Genomic DNA, 19,378 nt, shown 5'->3' with positions numbered 1-19,378 from the left:
GTGAGATAAGCAGGTGAATTCAACGCAATTTTCAGGTTGGCTTGAACGCCAACCTTCCTTGGATAATTCCCCAGAAAAACCATTGATTATGGGAGTATTAAATGTCACCCCAGATTCCTTTTCTGATGGGGGTAAATTTTTATCCACAGGCAGGGCCTGTGAACATGCATTTCACTTAATTAGCCAAGGAGCTGATTTAATTGACATTGGAGGTCAATCTACTCGACCTGGAGCTCAGCCTGTTTCAGTAGATATAGAATTAAATCGCGTTATCCCTGTTATCGAACAAATCCGTGCTCATTCAGATATTTGTATCTCGATTGATACAAATAAGCCCGAGGTAATGGAGGCTGCAGTAAGCGTAGGTGCTAACGTAATTAATGATATTTATGCCTTACGCACCAAAGGAGCGCTAGAAATGGTTGCAAAATTAGCAGTTCCTGTGTGCTTGATGCATATGCAAGGAGAGCCACACAATATGCAGCAGGCACCTTATTATCCGAATGGGGTACTTACTGAAGTGACTCGTTTTTTTGCGGAGCGTATTAGAGAGTGTGAGCGTGTAGGCATAAAAAGAAGAAATATAATCTTAGATCCAGGCTTTGGATTTGGAAAACAAGTAGAAGATAATTTGCTCTTAGTCAAAAATCTTGATAGCTTTGCTACATTTGCAATGCCTCTGCTTTTAGGGGTATCGCGTAAAAGTACGATTGGGGCAGTACTTGCTAAAGAGGTGGGTGAGCGGTTGATAGGAAGTATAGCGGTCGCAGTTTATGCAACATTGAAAGGTGTAGGGATGCTTAGAACGCATGATGTAGATGAAACAAATCAAGCGTTGCATATGATCACCATGATTGGTAAGGCGGACGTATCAGCGCTTTCGAGCTAAAAATTCTTAATAAGAAGGTGGTTAAGGATGAGTCAACGTAAATATTTTGGTACTGATGGCATACGTGGGCATGTGGGTTTATCAAATATTAACCCTGAATTTGTATTGAAATTGGGTTGGGCAGTTGGCCGCGTACTTGCTAATGGTCATCGCAAAAAAGTAGTTATTGGTAAAGATACGAGAGTATCAGGCTATATGTTGGAGTCTGCCTTAGAAGCAGGACTCTCCGCTGCAGGTGTCGATGTCGCGTTATTAGGGCCTATGCCAACACCTGCTATAGCGTATCTGACCCAAACACTTAGGGCCAACGCGGGAATTGTGATCAGTGCGTCACATAACCTTTTTGAAGATAATGGAATCAAGTTTTTTTCTTCTGAAGGTGGGAAATTACCTGACAGTGTTGAGTTAGCAATTGAAGCTGAACTGGAAAAGAAAATGCAAACAGTGCCTTCCGAAAATTTAGGGAAGGCAACTCGAATTAATGATGCAAGCGGACGTTATATAGAGTTTTGTAAATCGACTATTCCATCATTAACACGTTTATCTGGTTTAAAAATTGTAGTTGATTGTGCAAATGGGGCAACCTACCATATTGCCCCTAATGTTTTTTCTGAGCTTGGCGCGCAAGTTATTTCCATTGGTAACCGTCCTGATGGTTTTAATATTAATGAGGATTGTGGCTCAACATCTCCTGAGCTATTAAGGCAAAAGGTCATGAGTACAGGTGCAGATATTGGCATTGGCTTAGATGGCGATGGAGACCGGGTTGTGTTAGTCGACTCTAATGGTCATTTATTTGATGGAGATCAAATCCTTTATATTATTGCTAAAGACAGGCATCAACGCGGTGTATTAAATGGTGGAGTAGTTGGTACACAAATGAGCAATTATGGCTTGGAAATCGCCATAAAAAGTTTAGGTATTCCGTTCATACGATCACGAGTAGGAGATCGATATGTTTTAGAGGCTTTACGAGAAAAAGATTGGAAAATAGGTGGTGAAACCTCAGGTCATATCGTTTGTTTGGACAAAACAACAACAGGTGATGGGATTGTTGCTGCCTTACAAGTTCTGTCAATTATGGTCAAACAGGGCAAATCCTTACAACAATTAGGTCAAGGTATAAATTTATTACCGCAAAGTTTAGTGAACTTAAAGACCAATTACGCCACCTTACTTGCCGAACATACACAAGTGATCGAAGTAGTTAAGGCGTTAGAGTCAAGCTTAAACGGAGAGGGAAGAGTGTTGCTCAGACCTTCAGGTACTGAGCCATTACTGCGGGTTATGGTAGAAGGTATGGATGAGTCTTTGGTGAAACAACATGCACAAAAGCTCTGTGATGACATAAGTCAAATTGAGAGAAGTTTAAATATTCAGTAGTAAAATGGGTCTTATAGTATTTTTTATCTACTAAACCTTTTAATAAAAAAATTGCAAATAGGGCTACACATCAGCAATGAGTTTGGGTATAGTCCGCAGTTGAAAACGAGGGGGCATAGATGAGGCACAAGATAGTTGCTGGCAACTGGAAAATGAATGGTCAGCTGCAGCAGGTGATTCAATTAAGTAAAGAGCTTAAGGAATTACTTCATTCTATTGACGATGCCCAAGTTATTGTAATGCCGCCAGCGATTTATATCCCACAAGTTAGGGATATACTTGCTGAATGTAAAATTGAACTAGGTGCTCAAAATGTATATCCAAAAGATTTTGGAGCTTATACTGGAGAGATATCTGCACCTATGTTAAAGGACTTCAACTGTCGTTATGTATTGGTTGGACATTCAGAGAGAAGACATTGTTTTCACGAAGATGAAAAATTTGTAGCGCAAAAATTCCACCATGTAAAAGAACATGATATGATACCGGTTCTTTGCGTTGGTGAAACGCTAGCAGAACGTGAAAAAGGGCAAACAGAGCAAGTGATTGCCAAACAATTGCTCGCAGTAAGCGAACACGATAAAAATTGCTTTCGTGATTGTGTTGTAGCGTATGAACCCGTTTGGGCAATAGGTACAGGAAAAACTGCGTCACCAGAACAAGCACAGGAAGTACATCAGTTTATTAGAAAACTGATTACAGAGATTAATCATAGCGATGCCGAGCGTTTATCACTCCTCTATGGAGGTAGTGTAAACGAAAATAATGCCAAGGCATTATTTGCCATGCCAGATGTTGATGGTGGTTTGGTAGGAGGTGCATCGTTGAACGCGAAACAGTTTGTGGAAATTGTGAAATGTATCAATTGATATTAATGATTCATGTAATCGTTGCTGTGGTCTTAATAGGCTTAGTTCTTATCCAGCATGGCAAAGGCGCTGATATTGGTGCAGCCTTTGGATCTGGGGCTTCGAACACACTATTTGGAAGCCAAGGAACTGGTGGATTTTTATTTAAATTAACAGGTGGCTTAGCATTGACCTTTTTTGTCACCAGTTTATTGTTATCTTATTTGGTGTCTGTACAATATCAAAAGGCAGAACAGCAAATAATTCCTCAGCAAACCAGTGTACCTGCGAATTCAGTTCCAGTACCGGTAGATAACAGCAAAAAGAATAAATAAGACCTTGTGTTGCGCAAAAGAACGCTCACGAGGCTAAAAAAAAATTGTTAATGGAGGCTGTAAACATTTCTTTAGTTTGAGTCAAAATGTTTCTAATTTTCGGCGCATAAAGTATGCGAACATCAGAGTCCTGAAAATTAAAACAGATTGGCAAGAAGGTAAATGTAAACAGGTCCTGAAAAGAATATGCCGAAGTGGTGGAATTGGTAGACACGCCGTCTTGAGGGGGCGGTGGCGAAAGCCGTGCCGGTTCGAGTCCGGCCTTCGGCACCATTTTAATCCGTGCAAGGTGAAAAAATGCTATCTCAATATTTACCAGTTCTCATTTTCATAATTGTCGGATTGGCATTAGGTGTAGCAATGATAGGGGCCGGCGCCTTATTTTCAAAGCACAAGCCTGATAGTGCCAAGAATTCTCCATATGAATGTGGATTTGGGGCATTTGAAAGTTCCCACATTCCATTTGATGTTCGTTTTTATCTAGTAGCCATATTGTTTATTATTTTTGATTTGGAAACAGCATTTTTCTTTCCATGGGCTTTAGTTTTACGCAAAATCGGCTGGTTTGGTTTTGCTGGAATGATGTTATTCTTAGGGCTATTAGTTATTGGCTTTATTTATGAATGGAAACGAGGCGCACTCGAGTGGGAATAACTTTTAAGAGTGTGAAATAGAGCTTGTTTACAATTCTACAGCCTTGGCTGCAAGGCTATGATTTCTGAGCTTCGAAGCGTAGCATAAATAAAAATGTGCGCGCATCAGAACACAGAAAATCAGGTTGGCAGCCCAGTTTAGTGAATTGAGAACAAGTCCAAAATTCACTTCCGAATGCAACTTCAATTAAAGAAGAAAGCAGTCAGAGGTGATATTTTTTTATTAATATTTAACTGCTTAGAGGCTAGCTATGGCGGTTGCAGAATTGCAAGAAAGTGGCTTTGTAACGACTTCAGTCGAGAAACTTCTCGGATGGGCACGTAGTGGTTCTATGTGGCCTATGACTTTTGGATTAGCATGTTGTGCAGTAGAAATGATGCACGTTGGTGCAGCACGTTATGATTTAGACCGGTTCGGAGTTATTTTTCGTCCCAGTCCTCGTCAATCAGATGTAATGATAGTTGCTGGTACCTTATGCAATAAAATGGCTCCTGCATTACGTAAAGTGTATGATCAAATGCCCGAACCACGATGGGTTATTTCTATGGGCTCTTGTGCGAACGGTGGTGGATATTATCATTACTCTTATTCCGTAGTTCGTGGCTGTGATCGTATTGTCCCAGTAGATGTATATGTTCCTGGTTGTCCTCCAACTGCTGAAGCGCTGTTGTATGGCATTATTCAACTGCAGAACAAAATCAGGCATAAAAAAATCTTAGAAATTTAAGATCATCAAAGGTGCAAATAGATGACGAAAAATGATTATTTGGTTGAACAACTCAAAAGCGAATTATCGAGTCATATTAATGATATTACAGTCGCTTATGATGAAGTAACTATTGAGTGTGGTGCAGCAAATTTAAAAGCAATAATGTTGGAACTACGCGATCTAGAAGCATTTTGCTTTGATCAGCTTATTGATCTTTGTGCCGTAGATTATTTGCTTTACGGTGAGTATGACTGGGAAACAGAAACGGCAACTGAAAAGGGCTTCTCTCGAGGTGTAGAGCGTCAAGAAGCCAAAGTTTATTCTCTGGACAAGCCACGTTTTGCTGTAGTTTACCACTTACTTTCAACTAAAAAGAATCATCGTTTACGCGTTAAGGTTTTTGTAGATGAGTCTCATTTAATTGTTCCGTCAGTGCATCATTTATGGAAAGGTGCAAATTGGTTTGAGCGCGAAGCTTATGATTTATTTGGCATTTTGTTTGAAGGACATCCAGATTTAAGACGTATTTTGACTGATTATGGATTTATCGGACATCCGTTCCGTAAAGATTTCCCACTCAGTGGCCATGTTGAAATGCGCTATGATGCAAAATTCGAAAAAGTTATCTACGCTCCAGTAGATATTGAGCCCAGAGTTTTGGTTCCCAAGGTTATTCGCGAAGATAACCGATATATTGGTGAGAAAGGGGCGAAAAAATGATTGAATTAAAGAATTACACCTTAAACTTTGGCCCGCAACATCCCGCAGCACATGGAGTATTGCGTTTAGTTCTTGAACTTGAGGGTGAAACAATTGTTCGCGCAGACCCCCATATAGGATTATTGCATAGAGCTACAGAAAAGTTAGCAGAGACCAAACCTTATCTCCAATCTATTGGTTACATGGATAGACTGGATTATGTGTCTATGATGTGCAACGAGCACGCCTATGTACGGGCTATAGAAAAACTTCTAGGTATAGAAGTGCCACTACGCGCTGAATATATTCGTACCATGTTTGATGAAGTAACCCGGATTTTAAATCATCTGTTATGGTTAGGTGCTATTGCTTTAGATATAGGAGCAATGACTGTATTCCTGTATTGCTTCAGAGAACGTGAAGACCTTTTTGATTGCTACGAAGCAGTGTCAGGGGCACGTATGCATGCCAAATATTATAGACCAGGTGGTGTTGCTCGTGATCTACCCGATACCATGCCTCAATATAAAGCATCTAGATGGCATAGTGATCGTGAAGTCGAAAAACTGAATGAAGATCGCAGCGGCACTTTACTGGATTTTCTATGGGCATTTACTGAACGATTCTCTCGTTGTGTCGATGAATATGAAACGCTATTAACTGATAACAGAATCTGGAAACAACGCACAGTAGATATCGGTATTGTTTCGCCCGAAGAAGCGTTGCAATGGGGTTTTACAGGACCAATGCTTCGTGGCTCTGGAGTTGCATGGGACTTACGTAAGAAGCAGAGCTATGCTGCATACGATCGTGTGGATTTCGATATTCCAGTGGGCAAAACGGGTGATTGCTATGATCGATATTTGGTTCGTGTAGAAGAGTTAAGACAATCTAATCGCATTATTAAACAATGTATTGAATGGCTCAAAGCAAATCCTGGTCCGGTTCGCCTAGATGACCATAAGGTTACCCCACCTCGTCGTGTTGAAATGAAAGAAGATATGGAAGCCCTAATCCATCATTTTAAACTGTTTACGGAAGGTTTTTGCTTGCCACGTGGTGAAGTATATAGTGCTGTGGAGGCGCCTAAAGGTGAGTTTGGTATTTATATGGTATCCGATGGTGCTAATAAACCCTATAGGATGAAAATTCGTGCTCCTGGATTTGCACATCTTTCCAGTTACGATGCAATGACAAGAGGACATATGATCGCTGATGGTGTCGCAATTTTAGCGAGCCAGGATATAGTATTTGGTGAAATTGATCGTTAATTTGAGGTGTGTCATTTCTTATAATTATTAAATGACATTCCAGAAAATTATAATTTAAATAAAGGTTTAGAAATGTCTGATAATTCAGCAAAAATATTACATCAATTGGTGTCCGCTCCAAGAATAAAAGACATAGATCATTGGATAGCAAAATATCCAAAGGATCAAAAGCAATCTGCAGTAATGAGCGCGTTGAGAATAGTTCAAGAAGAGCATGGTCACCTAACGACTGAATTAATGGATGCAGTAGCTGATTATCTTGATATGCCTGCAATTGCTGTATATGAGGTTGCAAGTTTCTACACCATGTATGAGCACACACAGGTTGGCAGACATTCAATTAATGTATGTACAAATATTTCGTGTATGCTACGCGACTCAGCTGCGGTTGTTGAGCATTTAGAAAAAAAATTGGGCATTAAATTAGGCGAAACCACAGATGACGGGCGTTTTACCTTAAGATCTGTTGAATGCTTAGGTGCCTGTGTTAACGCACCAATGATGCAAGTGGACAAGGATTATCATGAGAATCTGACTCCTGAATCTATAGATAAAGTGTTGGAAGAATACCAATAAAAAGATAGAGGTGGTTGCCGTGGTTGAATTAAATCAAGTTTGTTATCGAACATTTCATCTACCAGAGCCTTGGACACTATCTGCTTATGAAAGTGTTGGTGGATACAGTGCCTGGAGAAAAATATTAAAAGAACAAACTTCTCCACAATCGATTATTGATGAATTAAAAACATCTGCCCTGCGTGGTCGAGGCGGTGCCGGGTTCCCAACCGGATTAAAATGGAGTTTTATGAATCGTAATTCTCCTGTGCAGAAATATGTAGTCTGCAATTCCGACGAAGGCGAACCAGGTACATGTAAAGACCGAGAAATACTTACATTAAACCCACACCAACTCATCGAAGGAATGGCTATCGCAGGCTACACCATGGGTTCTACTGTTGGATATAACTACATCAGGGGTGAATTTTGGTTACCCTATGAACGTACTGAAGCTGCACTTAAAGAAGCTTATGCGGCAGGCTTATTAGGAAAAAACATTTTAGGTTCTGGTGTTGATTTTGATTTGTATAACCATTTGGGGGCCGGCGCATATATTTGCGGTGAAGAAACTGCTCTGCTCAACTCTTTGGAAGGAAGAAAAGGTCAACCGAGATTTAAACCTCCATTCCCAGCCAACTACGGTCTATATGGTAAACCCACAACTATAAATAACACTGAGACTTTTGCCTCTGTTCCAGTCATTTTGGAAAAGGGCGGCGAGTGGTTTTTAAAACTTGGCAAGCCAAATAATGGTGGGACTAAATGCTTTAGTGTTAGTGGACATGTTAATAAGCCTGGAAATTTTGAAATTCCATTAGGAACACCATTTAAAACGCTTTTGGAGTTGGCTGGTGGTGTGATAAAAGGACGAAAAATTAAAGCAGTGATCCCCGGCGGTACATCCATGCGTGTATTACCTGGCGACGTAATGATGGAGCTTGATATGGATTATGACAGCATCCAAAAAGCAGGCTCAGGATTAGGCTCAGGTGCTGTAATTATTATGGATGAAACAACCTGCATGGTTGATGCGCTATACCGTATCTCGGAGTTCTATATGGATGAGTCTTGTGGTCAGTGCACGCCCTGTCGCGAGGGTACAGGCTGGTTAGTCCGCTTATTACATCGGATTAAAGAAGGCCATGGCGAACCTGGGGATGTAGAGAAATTAGTCAATGTTGCGAATAATATCGAAGGACGCACTATTTGTGCATTAGGTGAGGCAGCAGCTTGGCCTGTACAAAGTTTTGTTAAGCATTTCCGCGATGAATTTGAATATTTCGTTAAGCATAAACGCTCGATCGTCGCAGCATAATTAAAAGGTTTGACCATGACTACTACTATTGAAATCGACGGTAAAACATTTGAAACCGAAAACGGTAAAATGATTATTGAAGTTGCTGATGAGGCGGGTATTCATATTCCACGTTTTTGTTATCATAAAAAATTATCTGTGGCTGCAAACTGCCGCATGTGTTTAGTTGAAGTAGAAAATGGCCGTAAGCCAGTTCCTGCGTGCGCTACTCCAATTACTGATGGAATGAAAGTATTTACCAAATCAAAAGAAGCATTACATTCTCAAAAAGTGGTTATGGAATTTCTTCTTATTAATCACCCTCTGGATTGCCCAATTTGCGATCAGGGAGGAGAGTGTGAATTACAAGATATATCCATGGGATATGGAGCAGATGCTTCAGAATATACTGAAACAAAGCGTTCTGTGGACGATGATAATTTGGGCGAGCTGATTTCAACAGAAATGACACGCTGTATCCATTGCACTCGCTGTGTTCGTTTTGGTGAGGAAATAGCAGGTTTAAGAGAATTAGGTGCAACCGGTCGCGGTGAGCACATGCAGATTGGAACCTACGTCCAGCACAGCATGAAATCAGAAGTTTCTGGTAATATTATTGACTTGTGCCCAGTAGGCGCTTTAACTTCAAAACCTTTTCGTTTTACAGCCAGAGCATGGGAACTAACTCAACATGATAGTATAGCGCCACATGATTGTCTCGGTTCAAATATCTATCTGCATACACGTCGAGATCAGTTAATGCGTGTCGTTCCTAAAGAGAATGAAGGAATTAATGAAACTTGGTTATCCGATAGAGACCGTTTTAGCTATCTTGGATTAAAAAGTCCATCAAGAGCAAGTCAACCGCAGATTAAACGTAATGGTCAATGGGAAATTGTAGATTGGGAAACTGCTTTAAAATTTACAGCAGAAGGCCTGGCACGAGTTATAAAACAAAATGGCGCAGAACAAGTGGCCGCTTTTGCCTCAAGCTCTTCTACGTTAGAAGAAATGTACTTGTTACAAAAGTTAATGCGCGAGATTGGCGTTCACAACTTAGATCACAGATTGCAACAGATAGATTTTAAAGATCAAGAAACTCAGGCAACGACACCAACAAGCTCCATGCCTTATGCGGAAGTAGAACTACAGAATACAATTGTGTTGATCGGGTGTAATATTGATCGTGAAGTTCCTCTTGCAGGAGTAAGGGTCCGCAAGGCTAATCGTAATGGCGCCAACATTTATGCGATAAACCCGGTAGATTTTGAATACCGTTTTGATCTTAAGGATCGATTCATCGTTTCACCATTAGAAATGCCAATGCAGCTTGCTAAACTTGCTTTAGCTCTTACAGATGATATTAAGACGCTCCCAGCTGCAGTACAAAAATTATTAATAGGCCTTGAGCCAGACAAAGCAATCCAAAGGGTTGCTAAAGCATTAAAAGATGAAAAAGCCTGCCTAATTACAGGTGCACTTTGCGAAAATCATCCTGAAGCAGCGTTACTCCGTACATTAATTTTCCATATCGAAAAATTAAGTGGCGCAAAAGTACTCAGACTGACTCATGGTGCAAACACAGCAGGTGCCTGGATGGCGGGTATGGTTCCTCATCGTACAACAGCTGGGAAAGCTGATTCTACTCCAGGAATGGATGTGCAGGCAGCTTTAAATTCCAAACTTAAAGCATATTTTTTAATGGGAGTTGAGCCAGGTTTTGATTTTGCAAATCCTTATGGTGCAAGACAATCAATGCTTGCTGCAGAATTTGTAGTATTAATGTCTGCTTACAATAATGAATCAATGCATGATTATGCTGATGTTATTTTACCGATGGCTCCCTATGCAGAAACCTCAGGGACCTATATTAATGTAGATAATACCTGGCAGACTGTGAAGGGAGCTTTGACTCCTCACGGAGAGTCGCGACCTGCATGGAAGATACTGAGAGTATTAGGTAATTTGTTGCATTGCGATGGTTTTGAATACCTGTCAACTGAAGACATTTTGGCAGAAATTAAAAATAGTGTTGCAATCACAATGGAGCAGGAATATAAACCATATTATCCCGAGAGCCTGCCTATGATGAATGAATCATTAGTTCGAGTAGGTGAGTGGCCACTTTATCGCAGTGATGCAATCGTCAGAAATAGCAAAGAGCTGCAATTATGCGCTGCTGCTGAATCAGCTTGCATACGTATCAATCCGCTAACAGCAGATAGATTGAAATTGGAGGATGTTGCTACTGTATCTCAGGGAGATATTGAGATAACATTGCCGCTTAAACGTGATGAACGCATTGCGGCAGATGTTGTATGGGTAGCAAACGCGATGCCTGAAACAGTAGATTTGGGTCATTCCTTTGCTGCAATAACTATTAAGCGCTAGGCAGGTAAGAAAATGCTGCAAGATATTAGCATATTAATTTGGATCATCATTAAGATATTAGTAATCGTAATCCCATTACTACTATGTGTCGCGTATTTAATATATGCAGAGCGTAAGGTTATTGGGTATATACAAACACGTATAGGGCCTAACCGAGTTGGAATGAAAGGGTTACTCCAACCAATTGCGGATTTAGTTAAGTTAATTACTAAAGAAATTATAATCCCTACACGTTCAAATAAATATCTTTTTATTGCCGCACCGTTATTTGCTTTAGTTCCAGCTTTGGCCGGATGGGCAGTTGTTCCTTTTCAAGAAGGAATAGTTCTTGCAAATATTAATGCAGGTGTACTTTATGTTTTTGCAATGAGCTCGCTTGGAGTTTATGGTGTATTAATCGCTGGCTGGGCATCTAACTCCAAATATGCCATGTTTGGTGCCTTAAGAAGTACAGCGCAAACGGTATCCTATGAAATTGCTATGGGTTTTGCTTTAGTGGGTGTCTTGTTAGCCGCCGGAAGCATGAATTTCACCGATATTGTTAATTCACAAAGAGGTGGGATTTTGCATTGGTGGTTTATTCCTCTTCTGCCATTGTTTTTCGTATTTTGGATTGCTGGAATTGCTGAAACAAATAGAGCCCCATTTGATTTAGCAGAAGGTGAGTCTGAAATTGTTGCTGGATTCCATGTTGAATATTCAGGGATAGGCTTTGCACTATTTTTCTTATCAGAATATGCGAGCATGATTCTTATCTCTGTACTACTTAGCATCATGTTTTTGGGTGGTTGGATGTCGCCATTTGAAGGGATTCCTTTCTTAGAAAACATATTTTTTGTGGTACCTGGTTTTGTTTGGTTACTCGCGAAAGTGAGCTTTTTCCTGTATGTGTATTTGTGGATAAGAGCTACTTTTCCTCGTTATCGCTATGACCAACTTATGCGCTTAGGTTGGAAAGTACTCATTCCGGTCACCATTGTTTGGATTATTGTAACTGCGTTAATGGTTGTTACACATGTTAAACCTTGGTTTTAATGGTTAATAGAGAAGCCGATGAAAAAAGCATATCAAAATATTAAATACTACATACGCAGTTTTCTTTTAATAGAATTATTGCAGGGTTTAAAGTTAACTGGTAAATATTTCTTTAAGAAAAAGACAACAGTTCAATTCCCTGAGGAACAAACTCCAATCTCTCCTCGTTTTAGAGGAGCGCTTGCTTTACGTCGTTATCCCAATGGTGAAGAGCGTTGTATTGCTTGCAAATTATGTGAAGCAGTTTGTCCTGCGCTGGCAATAACTATAGAAGCAGAACCACGTGAAGATGGATCTCGACGGACTACGAGATATGATATTGATGTGTTTAAATGCATTAATTGTGGTTTATGTGAAGAGTCTTGCCCTGTAGATTCCATAGTAGTTACGCCAGTACTTCATTATCATATTAGCGAACGTGGCCAAAATATTATGACTAAGGAAAAGCTCCTTGCACTGGGTGATTTACTGGAGCCAAGACTTGCAGCAGATCGCGCTGCTGACGAAAAATACCGATAACGGGGTAAAGTATGCATGAATTATTAGATCAAATTATTTTCTATGTTTTTGCGGCTATCGCAGTTTGCTCTGCTTTTATGGTAATCATACAAGACAATCCAGTACGCAGTGTTCTATTTCTTGTGGTTACTTTTTTTGCAAGCGCAGTATTGTGGATACTTGCAGAAGCAGAATTTCTTGCCCTGATCTTAGTGCTGGTATACGTAGGCGCAGTGATGACGTTGTTCCTATTTGTAGTCATGATGCTTAATATTGATATTGAAGTAATTAAAAATCACAAACGCTATATGCCATTTGGCTTGATTCTCGTTGCTTTATTAACCGGGCTTTTAATGGTATCTATCCCTGCAGGTACATTTAAATCAAATGTTGAAACACAAAACAAAGCGTCTATCAGCACGCAATTTGTTGACGTAGCAGAAAACAATCCCGAAGCAAAGCCATTATCAAACACTGAAGCATTAGGTATGGTTTTGTACACAGATTATTTATTGGCTTTTGAGATTGCAGCTGCTTTGCTACTTATTGCAATTATTTCTGCAATTACCCTGGTACATAGAGGCCCGAGAAAATCGAAGAGACAAAATGTGAAACAGCAGATTCTGACACATAGTAGTGAACGGATCGAATTAATTAATATGAAAGCAGAAAAATAATGTTGGGGAATTCTATATGATACCTGTTAATAATTACCTGATTTTAGGAGCGATTTTATTCGGGTTTGGTCTTATTGGCATAATGATGAATCGTAGAAACATCATCCTATTGCTAGTTTGTATCGAATTGATGTTGCTTGCAGTGAATACTAATTTTATTGCGTTTTCTCATTATTATAATGAGATTAGTGGTCAAGTTTATGTTTTTTTTATTTTAACAGTTGCTGCGGCAGAAGCAGCAATAGGATTAGCCATAGTGATGTTGCTTTTTAGAAATAGAGGCAATATTGACGTAGATAAGATGAATCATTTAAAAGGTTAACATTGTGAGTATCCAACAACTTTGTTTAATAATTGTTTTAGCTCCCTTGGCAGGCTCCATAATTGCTGGTTTCTTCCGGAATCAAATTGGACGAGTCGGAGCCCATAGCGCTACCATTCTTGGTGTTGCGGTTTCTTTTGTTGTATCACTGTATGTTGCTTGGCAACTGTTTTCTGGTGCCATTTCAACTGAAAGTTCTGTAGTCTATCATTGGGCTAGCGGCGGATTAATACTTCCTTTTGAATTTAATATTGGTTTTTTAATCGATCCCCTAAGTGTAATAATGCTTGTGACGGTTAATTTTGTTTCTTTACTGGTACACATCTACAGTATCGGCTATATGGCAGATGATGATGGCTATCAGCGTTTTTTTAGCTATATTTCACTATTTACTTTCATGATGCTCATGCTAGTGAGCGCTAACAATTTTCTACAATTGTTTTTTGGTTGGGAAGGCGTAGGTCTTGTTTCTTATTTGCTTATCGGTTTCTGGTATCAAAAAGAATCAGCCATTGAAGGTAGTCTTAAAGCATTTATTGTGAACCGAGTTGGTGATTTCGGCTTTTTATTAGGCATTGCTCTGGTCTTTGCATATACGGGCAGTGTCGATTATGAAACAGTTTTTAAAAGTGTAAGCTATTTATCAAGCCAAAATATAGAGCTATTTCACGGACATCCCTGGTCTTTAGTGACTGTAATTTGTTTGGCCTTATATGTAGGGGCTATGGGTAAATCAGCGCAAGTGCCACTGCACGTATGGTTACCTGAGTCAATGGAAGGTCCAACGCCTATTTCTGCGCTTATTCATGCTGCAACCATGGTTACCGCGGGTGTATTTATGATAGCGCGTATTTCACCCTTAATTGAGTTTTCTACTACTGCGTTAAGCGTGGTTTTGGTTATTGGCGCAACGGGAGCACTCTTTACAGGTATTTTAGCGTTAGTAATGAATGATATTAAGCGTGTTGTGGCTTATTCAACATTGTCTCAATTAGGCTATATGATGGTTGGAATGGGCGCCTCTGCATATAGTGCAGGAATGTTTCACCTCCTCACTCATGCATGCTTTAAAGCTCTTTTATTCCTAGGTGCCGGCTCCGTAATTATTGGAATGCATCATGAGCAAGACATGCGGAAAATGGGTGGCCTATGGAACAAAATGCCTATTACTTATGTGACTTACATTATTGGTTCGCTGGCACTTTGTGCGCTACCGCCATTTGCCGGGTTTTATTCAAAAGATACTATTATTGAAGCAGCACAGTTATCACAAATACCTGGAAGCAGTTATGCATATTTCTGTGTCGTACTTGGTGCAGGCGTAACCGCGTTGTATACCTTTAGATCTTTGTTTATGACATTCCATGGTAAACCTAGAATGGATGAACATACTTTAAGCCATATTCATGAGTCACCATGGGTCGTATGGTTACCACTTGTTCTGCTTGCTATTCCTTCAATTATTTTGGGTTATGTGTTGTATATGCCTATGCTTTTTGATAAGCCAACAATTTTAGACTCATCATTGTTTGTTCTTCCTCAACATAATGTTTTGGCCGAGCTTGCACATGAAATTACTTCGCCCTTTGAAAGTATGTTGCATTCAGTATATTCACTCACCCTCTGGATAACTTTAGCGGGGATCATTATTGCTTGGATTTGCTATATCGCTGTTCCAGCGATCCCAGCTTATCTGGCACGCTATTTTTCACTCATCTATAAAATACTTGTTAATAAATATGGATTTGATGCATTTAACAACTTAGTCTTTGTGAAAGGTTCTAAAGGTGTAGGAACTGTGTTTTACAGTGTGGGTGATCAAAAGCTCATCGATGGAATGGTTGTTAATGGCAGCAGTCGACTTGTTAGATGGTTTTCAGCTAAAGGTCGCGCTATACAAAGTGGTTATCTGTATCATTATGCAGCAGTAATGGTTTTTGGATTGCTTGGATTTTTATGCTGGTTGATACTCGGCTAAATATAGGGTGAAGGTATGCATTATTTGCTCAATTTACTAATTTGGTTGCCAGTAATAGGCGGTGTTTTTGTTCTTCTCGCTGGAGATGATCGAAGCCCGAATATTTCCCGTTACTTGGCATTATTTACTGTAATTCTTTGTTTGCTGCTTTGTATCCCACTGGTTGCAGGTTTTGATCCGAAAGTATTGGGGATGCAAAATTTGGAGGAATTTTCATGGATGCCCGCTTTAGGTATCAGCTATAGCTTAGGTATCGATGGGATGTCTTTACTTTTAATCGTACTAAGCATTTTTACGAATTTAGTTGTGATATTGGCAACCTGGGAGAGTATTACCAACAGAGTTTCTCAATATTTAGCTGCATTTTTAATTATGCAAGGCTTATTAGTCGGTGTTTTTTCAGCCTTAGATGCAATTTTATTTTATGTTTTCTGGGAAGCTACGCTTATTCCTATGTATCTAATTATTGGAATATGGGGATCAGATAACCGTGTTTATGCCGCTATAAAATTTTTCTTATATACTTTCTTGGGATCAGTGCTCATGTTAGCCAGCTTTTTGTATATGGGCTATATAGCAGGCACGTTTAATATCGAAGCATTTTATGCCATTAAATTAGGGATGACAGCACAAACGCTGATTTTCATCGCCTTTTTTCTTGGATTTGCAATTAAAATACCTATGTTCCCGGTTCATACTTGGTTACCAGATGCGCATACTGAAGCCCCAGCAGGTGGTTCAGTGGTACTGGCAGCAATTTTATTAAAGCTCGGTGCTTACGGATTCATTCGTTTTTCTTTGCCAATAGTTCCTGATGCATGCAACCGCTATGCAGGGATCATGATCGCCTTGTCTCTAATTGCAATTGTATATATTGCGTTGGTCGCAATTATTCAAAAAGATATGAAACGGCTAATTGCATATTCCTCTATTTCGCACATGGGATTTGTAACCTTAGGTTCTTTTGCTGTCTTTGCTATAGCAAAACAAGCTGGTTTGAGTGCTGCCGGCTTGATATTAGAAGGTGCAATTGTAGTCATGATTTCCCATGCATTTGTCTCAAGCGGACTTTTTGCTGGAGTAGGTTATATTTATGACCGTATGCATACGCGACGTTTAGCAGACATGGGCGGAATAGTGAATACCATGCCAATTTTTGCCTCCCTTTTTATGCTTTTCTGTATGGCAAATGCAGGTTTGCCAGGCACCTCGGGTTTCGTTGGTGAATTTATGGTGATTTTAGGGTCAATGAAAGCCGGTTTTTGGATAGCATTTTGGGCTGCTACGACTCTAATTACTTCAGCAGGCTATAACCTTTGGATGTATAAACGAGTCATTTTTGGTCCCGTAGCAAATGAAAAAGTTGCTGCATTAAAAGACCTTTCGGGCTTTGAGTTAAGTGCTTATATTTTACTTGCTTTGATGGTGGTCGCTATGGGGGTTTATCCTAAGCCAATGTTAGAGTACATACATCAAACAGTAAGCCATACTCTAGCATTAGCTAGTCAATCAAAATTGTAATCAAGGTTAATCAATATGACAGCATTACTTGAAAATATCCATGTAGCCCTTCCGGAAATAATCGTGTTGGTTGCAGCGTGTGTTGCGCTGCTTGCTGATTTATTTTTACGGCATCGCTATAAATCTATTGCTTACATTATATCGTGTATCGGTTTAGTTTTAGCTGCGATTGTTAGCTTCCTTTATATTGGTATGTATAAAGTCATTACCCTTCATGGCCTATTTATTAATGATGACGTTGCTAATTTGATGAAGTTTTTTATCTATCTTACCGTATTGCTGAGCTTTATCTATTCCAAAAATTATATTGACGAACGTCAAATGCCTTCAGGCGATTACTATATATTAGGAATGTTTTCTACCTTAGGAATGATGCTCCTTGTTTCGGCTCATTCACTGCTTACTATTTTCCTTGGTTTAGAGTTGTTGTCATTGCCCTTATATGCAATGACTGCTATTCGTAGAACAGATAGTGATGCTTCTGAAGCGGCAATGAAGTATTTTGTAATGGGCTCCATTGCATCAGCAATGCTTTTATATGGTATCTCTCTAATTTACGGCGCTACAGGAAAACTCGATTTACTGGAGGTTGCTAATGCAATTGCTGCGAATTGGCAACAGCAAAGTACATTGCTTGTTTTTGCTTTAGTCTTTATCTTATCTGGAATTGCATTTAAATTGGCAGCAGTGCCCTTTCATATGTGGGTCCCTGATGTATACCAAGGTGCTCCAGCATCAGTTACCTTATTTATCAGTGCTGCGCCAAAAATCGCTGCTGTAGGGATGGCGTTTAGATTATTAACTATTGGTTTAGTTGATATCAGCACGCAATGGCAACAAATCTTGTTGGTTATGACCCTGCTTTCAACAGGATTGGGAAATCTATTTGCAGTAGTACAAACAAGTATTAAACGCATGCTAGCCTATTCAGCAATTTCGCATATGGGATATGCTCTGTTTGGTATTTTAGCTGCTACTACATCGGGCTACGCTGCAGCGCTTTATTATATTTTGATTTATGCAATAACTTCAGCAGCCTCATTTGGCTTGATCGTTTTAATGTCCAGCAAGGGAATGGAAATTGATAATGTTGATGATTTAAAAGGCCTTAACAAAAGAAGTCCATGGTTAGCATTTATGATGCTAATTATTATGTTTTCTCTGGCAGGTGTTCCACCGACTGTTGGTTTTTTTGCTAAATTGCTCGTACTTAAAGCTTTGGTCGATGCACAAATGACTTGGCTAGCAGTAGTTGGTTTATTCTTTACGGTAATTGGTGCTTATTATTATTTAAGAATTGTTAAAATCATGTATTTTGATAAGCCAATACATGTTGAACCAGTAATTATGGATAAAGGAAATGCCTTAGTGTTTTCTTTAAACTGTTTATCACTGCTTTATTTAGGTATTTTTCCAGGTACCTTAATAGTGGCTTGTATTAATGCTTTTGGTTCCTAAAAGTAAAATAATCTGTTTCTGATTAGAAGAATCAGAGTTTTTTTAATGTAGAACACATATTTATTTGTATTCTTAGCGAAAGTACTTGCTAAGAGTACTGACTCTCAGTATACTTGCCATCAGTTGACGCGGGGTGGAGCAGCCTGGTAGCTCGTCGGGCTCATAACCCGAAGGTCGTAGGTTCAAATCCTGCCCCCGCTACCACTTATTTAGAACCCCATTTATGGGGTTTTTTATTATGTATAATTTGTAACTGCACTAAAAGATTGTAGTAGCCCAGTGAAGTCAAGGTCGTGCTCGGAAACATTGTTTTGTTGGTAATCATTTTCCAGAGTTAAGTCCCTTCCTGAACTCAGGCTACTATATTGTATTTGTATTAGGCATGTACCCCTTTTTGGTTTGTTAATACTATGATACAAGATGAGTTGGAACATTTATTAGAGCCTACAATCAATGATATGGGCTATGAGCTTTGGGGATGTGAATATCTTTCACAAGGTAGACATTCTTTATTGCGAATATACATTGACAAGGCCGATGGAATAGGAATTGATGACTGTGAAGCCGTGAGTCATCAAGTCAGTGCTTTGCTTGATGTAGAAGATCCAGTTCCTGGAAATTACAGCTTGGAAGTATCATCACCTGGTATTCCAAGACCTTTATTTAAAGGTTGGCAATATCAGCGTTATATAGGGAACGAAATACAAGTAAAAACTTTTAAACCAGTTGCTGGTAAGCGTAAATTTACAGGTACTATTGTCTCAGTATCTGAGAGCTCTTTGGTACTTAACGTAAATAACGAAGATCAAGAATTACTTTTTTCAAATATTGTGAAAGCAAGTTTGACAGTATAGAGAG

At 39.5% G+C, this 19,378-nt stretch carries 19 protein-coding genes and 2 tRNA genes; all 21 read left to right on the top strand.

The genetic code is table 11. The annotated features are described in order from the left end of the window. The first annotated feature begins 13 nt into the window (after positions 1 to 13). Positions 14 to 889 carry a dihydropteroate synthase gene (folP, locus tag Lstg_RS07340; RefSeq protein WP_058477009.1) on the top strand — a complete coding sequence of 292 codons (876 nt, stop codon included), beginning with the start codon at positions 14 to 16 and terminating at the stop codon, positions 887 to 889. 27 nt (positions 890 to 916) lie between these two features. Further along, on the top strand, positions 917 to 2,272 hold the full coding sequence (glmM, locus tag Lstg_RS07335) for a phosphoglucosamine mutase (RefSeq protein ID WP_058477008.1): 1,356 nt from the start codon (positions 917 to 919) through the stop codon (positions 2,270 to 2,272). A gap of 119 nt (positions 2,273 to 2,391) precedes the next feature. Then, positions 2,392 to 3,141: a triose-phosphate isomerase gene (gene tpiA / locus Lstg_RS07330; protein ID WP_058477007.1), complete on the top strand. Its 750-nt coding sequence runs from the start codon at positions 2,392 to 2,394 to the stop codon at positions 3,139 to 3,141. After that, positions 3,129 to 3,455 carry a preprotein translocase subunit SecG gene (secG, locus tag Lstg_RS07325; RefSeq protein ID WP_058477006.1) on the top strand — a complete coding sequence of 109 codons (327 nt, stop codon included), beginning with the start codon at positions 3,129 to 3,131 and terminating at the stop codon, positions 3,453 to 3,455. Before tpiA ends, secG begins: the two co-directional genes overlap by 13 nt. A gap of 188 nt (positions 3,456 to 3,643) precedes the next feature. Continuing rightward, positions 3,644 to 3,728 (top strand) — tRNA-Leu (locus Lstg_RS07320). 24 nt (positions 3,729 to 3,752) lie between these two features. Further along, positions 3,753 to 4,109: an NADH-quinone oxidoreductase subunit A gene (locus Lstg_RS07315; RefSeq protein ID WP_058477005.1), complete on the top strand. Its 357-nt coding sequence runs from the start codon at positions 3,753 to 3,755 to the stop codon at positions 4,107 to 4,109. A 250-nt stretch (positions 4,110 to 4,359) separates the two neighbouring features. Continuing rightward, a complete protein-coding gene (locus Lstg_RS07310; RefSeq protein WP_058477004.1) occupies positions 4,360 to 4,836 on the top strand; it encodes a NuoB/complex I 20 kDa subunit family protein in 477 nt (158 codons plus the stop codon). A 21-nt stretch (positions 4,837 to 4,857) separates the two neighbouring features. Continuing rightward, on the top strand, positions 4,858 to 5,538 hold the full coding sequence (locus tag Lstg_RS07305) for an NADH-quinone oxidoreductase subunit C (RefSeq protein WP_058477003.1): 681 nt from the start codon (positions 4,858 to 4,860) through the stop codon (positions 5,536 to 5,538). Next, complete coding sequence (locus Lstg_RS07300) at positions 5,535 to 6,788, top strand: NADH-quinone oxidoreductase subunit D (protein WP_058477002.1); 1,254 nt, start codon at positions 5,535 to 5,537, stop codon at positions 6,786 to 6,788. Before Lstg_RS07305 ends, Lstg_RS07300 begins: the two co-directional genes overlap by 4 nt. A gap of 72 nt (positions 6,789 to 6,860) precedes the next feature. Further along, a complete protein-coding gene (gene nuoE / locus Lstg_RS07295) occupies positions 6,861 to 7,364 on the top strand; it encodes an NADH-quinone oxidoreductase subunit NuoE (protein WP_058477001.1) in 504 nt (167 codons plus the stop codon). Between the two features lie 19 nt (positions 7,365 to 7,383). Next, the gene (nuoF, locus tag Lstg_RS07290; RefSeq protein WP_058477000.1) at positions 7,384 to 8,661 is read left to right on the top strand and encodes an NADH-quinone oxidoreductase subunit NuoF; all 1,278 of its coding nucleotides are present in this window, start codon (positions 7,384 to 7,386) and stop codon (positions 8,659 to 8,661) included. Positions 8,662 to 8,676: 15 nt separating this feature from the next. Next, entirely contained in the window at positions 8,677 to 11,031 is a 2,355-nt protein-coding gene (gene nuoG / locus Lstg_RS07285) for an NADH-quinone oxidoreductase subunit NuoG (protein WP_058476999.1), read from the top strand. A gap of 12 nt (positions 11,032 to 11,043) precedes the next feature. Then, positions 11,044 to 12,066, top strand: coding sequence for an NADH-quinone oxidoreductase subunit NuoH (nuoH, locus tag Lstg_RS07280; protein ID WP_058476998.1), 1,023 nt, complete (start codon positions 11,044 to 11,046; stop codon positions 12,064 to 12,066). 18 nt (positions 12,067 to 12,084) lie between these two features. Continuing rightward, positions 12,085 to 12,585, top strand: a complete 501-nt coding sequence (gene nuoI / locus Lstg_RS07275) for an NADH-quinone oxidoreductase subunit NuoI (protein ID WP_058476997.1) — start codon at positions 12,085 to 12,087, stop codon at positions 12,583 to 12,585. 11 nt (positions 12,586 to 12,596) lie between these two features. After that, complete coding sequence (locus Lstg_RS07270) at positions 12,597 to 13,241, top strand: NADH-quinone oxidoreductase subunit J (RefSeq protein WP_058476996.1); 645 nt, start codon at positions 12,597 to 12,599, stop codon at positions 13,239 to 13,241. A gap of 16 nt (positions 13,242 to 13,257) precedes the next feature. After that, positions 13,258 to 13,563 (top strand): NADH-quinone oxidoreductase subunit NuoK, encoded by a 306-nt coding sequence (gene nuoK / locus Lstg_RS07265; RefSeq protein ID WP_058476995.1) that lies wholly within the window; start codon positions 13,258 to 13,260, stop codon positions 13,561 to 13,563. A 4-nt stretch (positions 13,564 to 13,567) separates the two neighbouring features. Further along, positions 13,568 to 15,541 (top strand): NADH-quinone oxidoreductase subunit L, encoded by a 1,974-nt coding sequence (gene nuoL, locus Lstg_RS07260; protein ID WP_058476994.1) that lies wholly within the window; start codon positions 13,568 to 13,570, stop codon positions 15,539 to 15,541. A 15-nt stretch (positions 15,542 to 15,556) separates the two neighbouring features. Further along, the gene (locus Lstg_RS07255) at positions 15,557 to 17,062 is read left to right on the top strand and encodes a complex I subunit 4 family protein (protein WP_058476993.1); all 1,506 of its coding nucleotides are present in this window, start codon (positions 15,557 to 15,559) and stop codon (positions 17,060 to 17,062) included. Positions 17,063 to 17,077: 15 nt separating this feature from the next. Continuing rightward, a complete protein-coding gene (nuoN, locus tag Lstg_RS07250; protein ID WP_058476992.1) occupies positions 17,078 to 18,520 on the top strand; it encodes an NADH-quinone oxidoreductase subunit NuoN in 1,443 nt (480 codons plus the stop codon). 127 nt (positions 18,521 to 18,647) lie between these two features. Beyond that, positions 18,648 to 18,724 (top strand) — tRNA-Met (locus Lstg_RS07245). Positions 18,725 to 18,930: 206 nt separating this feature from the next. After that, positions 18,931 to 19,374: a ribosome maturation factor RimP gene (gene rimP, locus Lstg_RS07240; protein WP_058476991.1), complete on the top strand. Its 444-nt coding sequence runs from the start codon at positions 18,931 to 18,933 to the stop codon at positions 19,372 to 19,374. Positions 19,375 to 19,378 lie beyond the last annotated feature (4 nt).

This window comes from Legionella steigerwaltii (genome assembly GCF_001468065.1).
GTDB lineage: Bacteria > Pseudomonadota > Gammaproteobacteria > Legionellales > Legionellaceae > Legionella > Legionella steigerwaltii.
The sequence above is the reverse complement of the archived record's forward strand: the minus strand, read 5'-3'. Positions and strand labels throughout refer to the sequence as shown.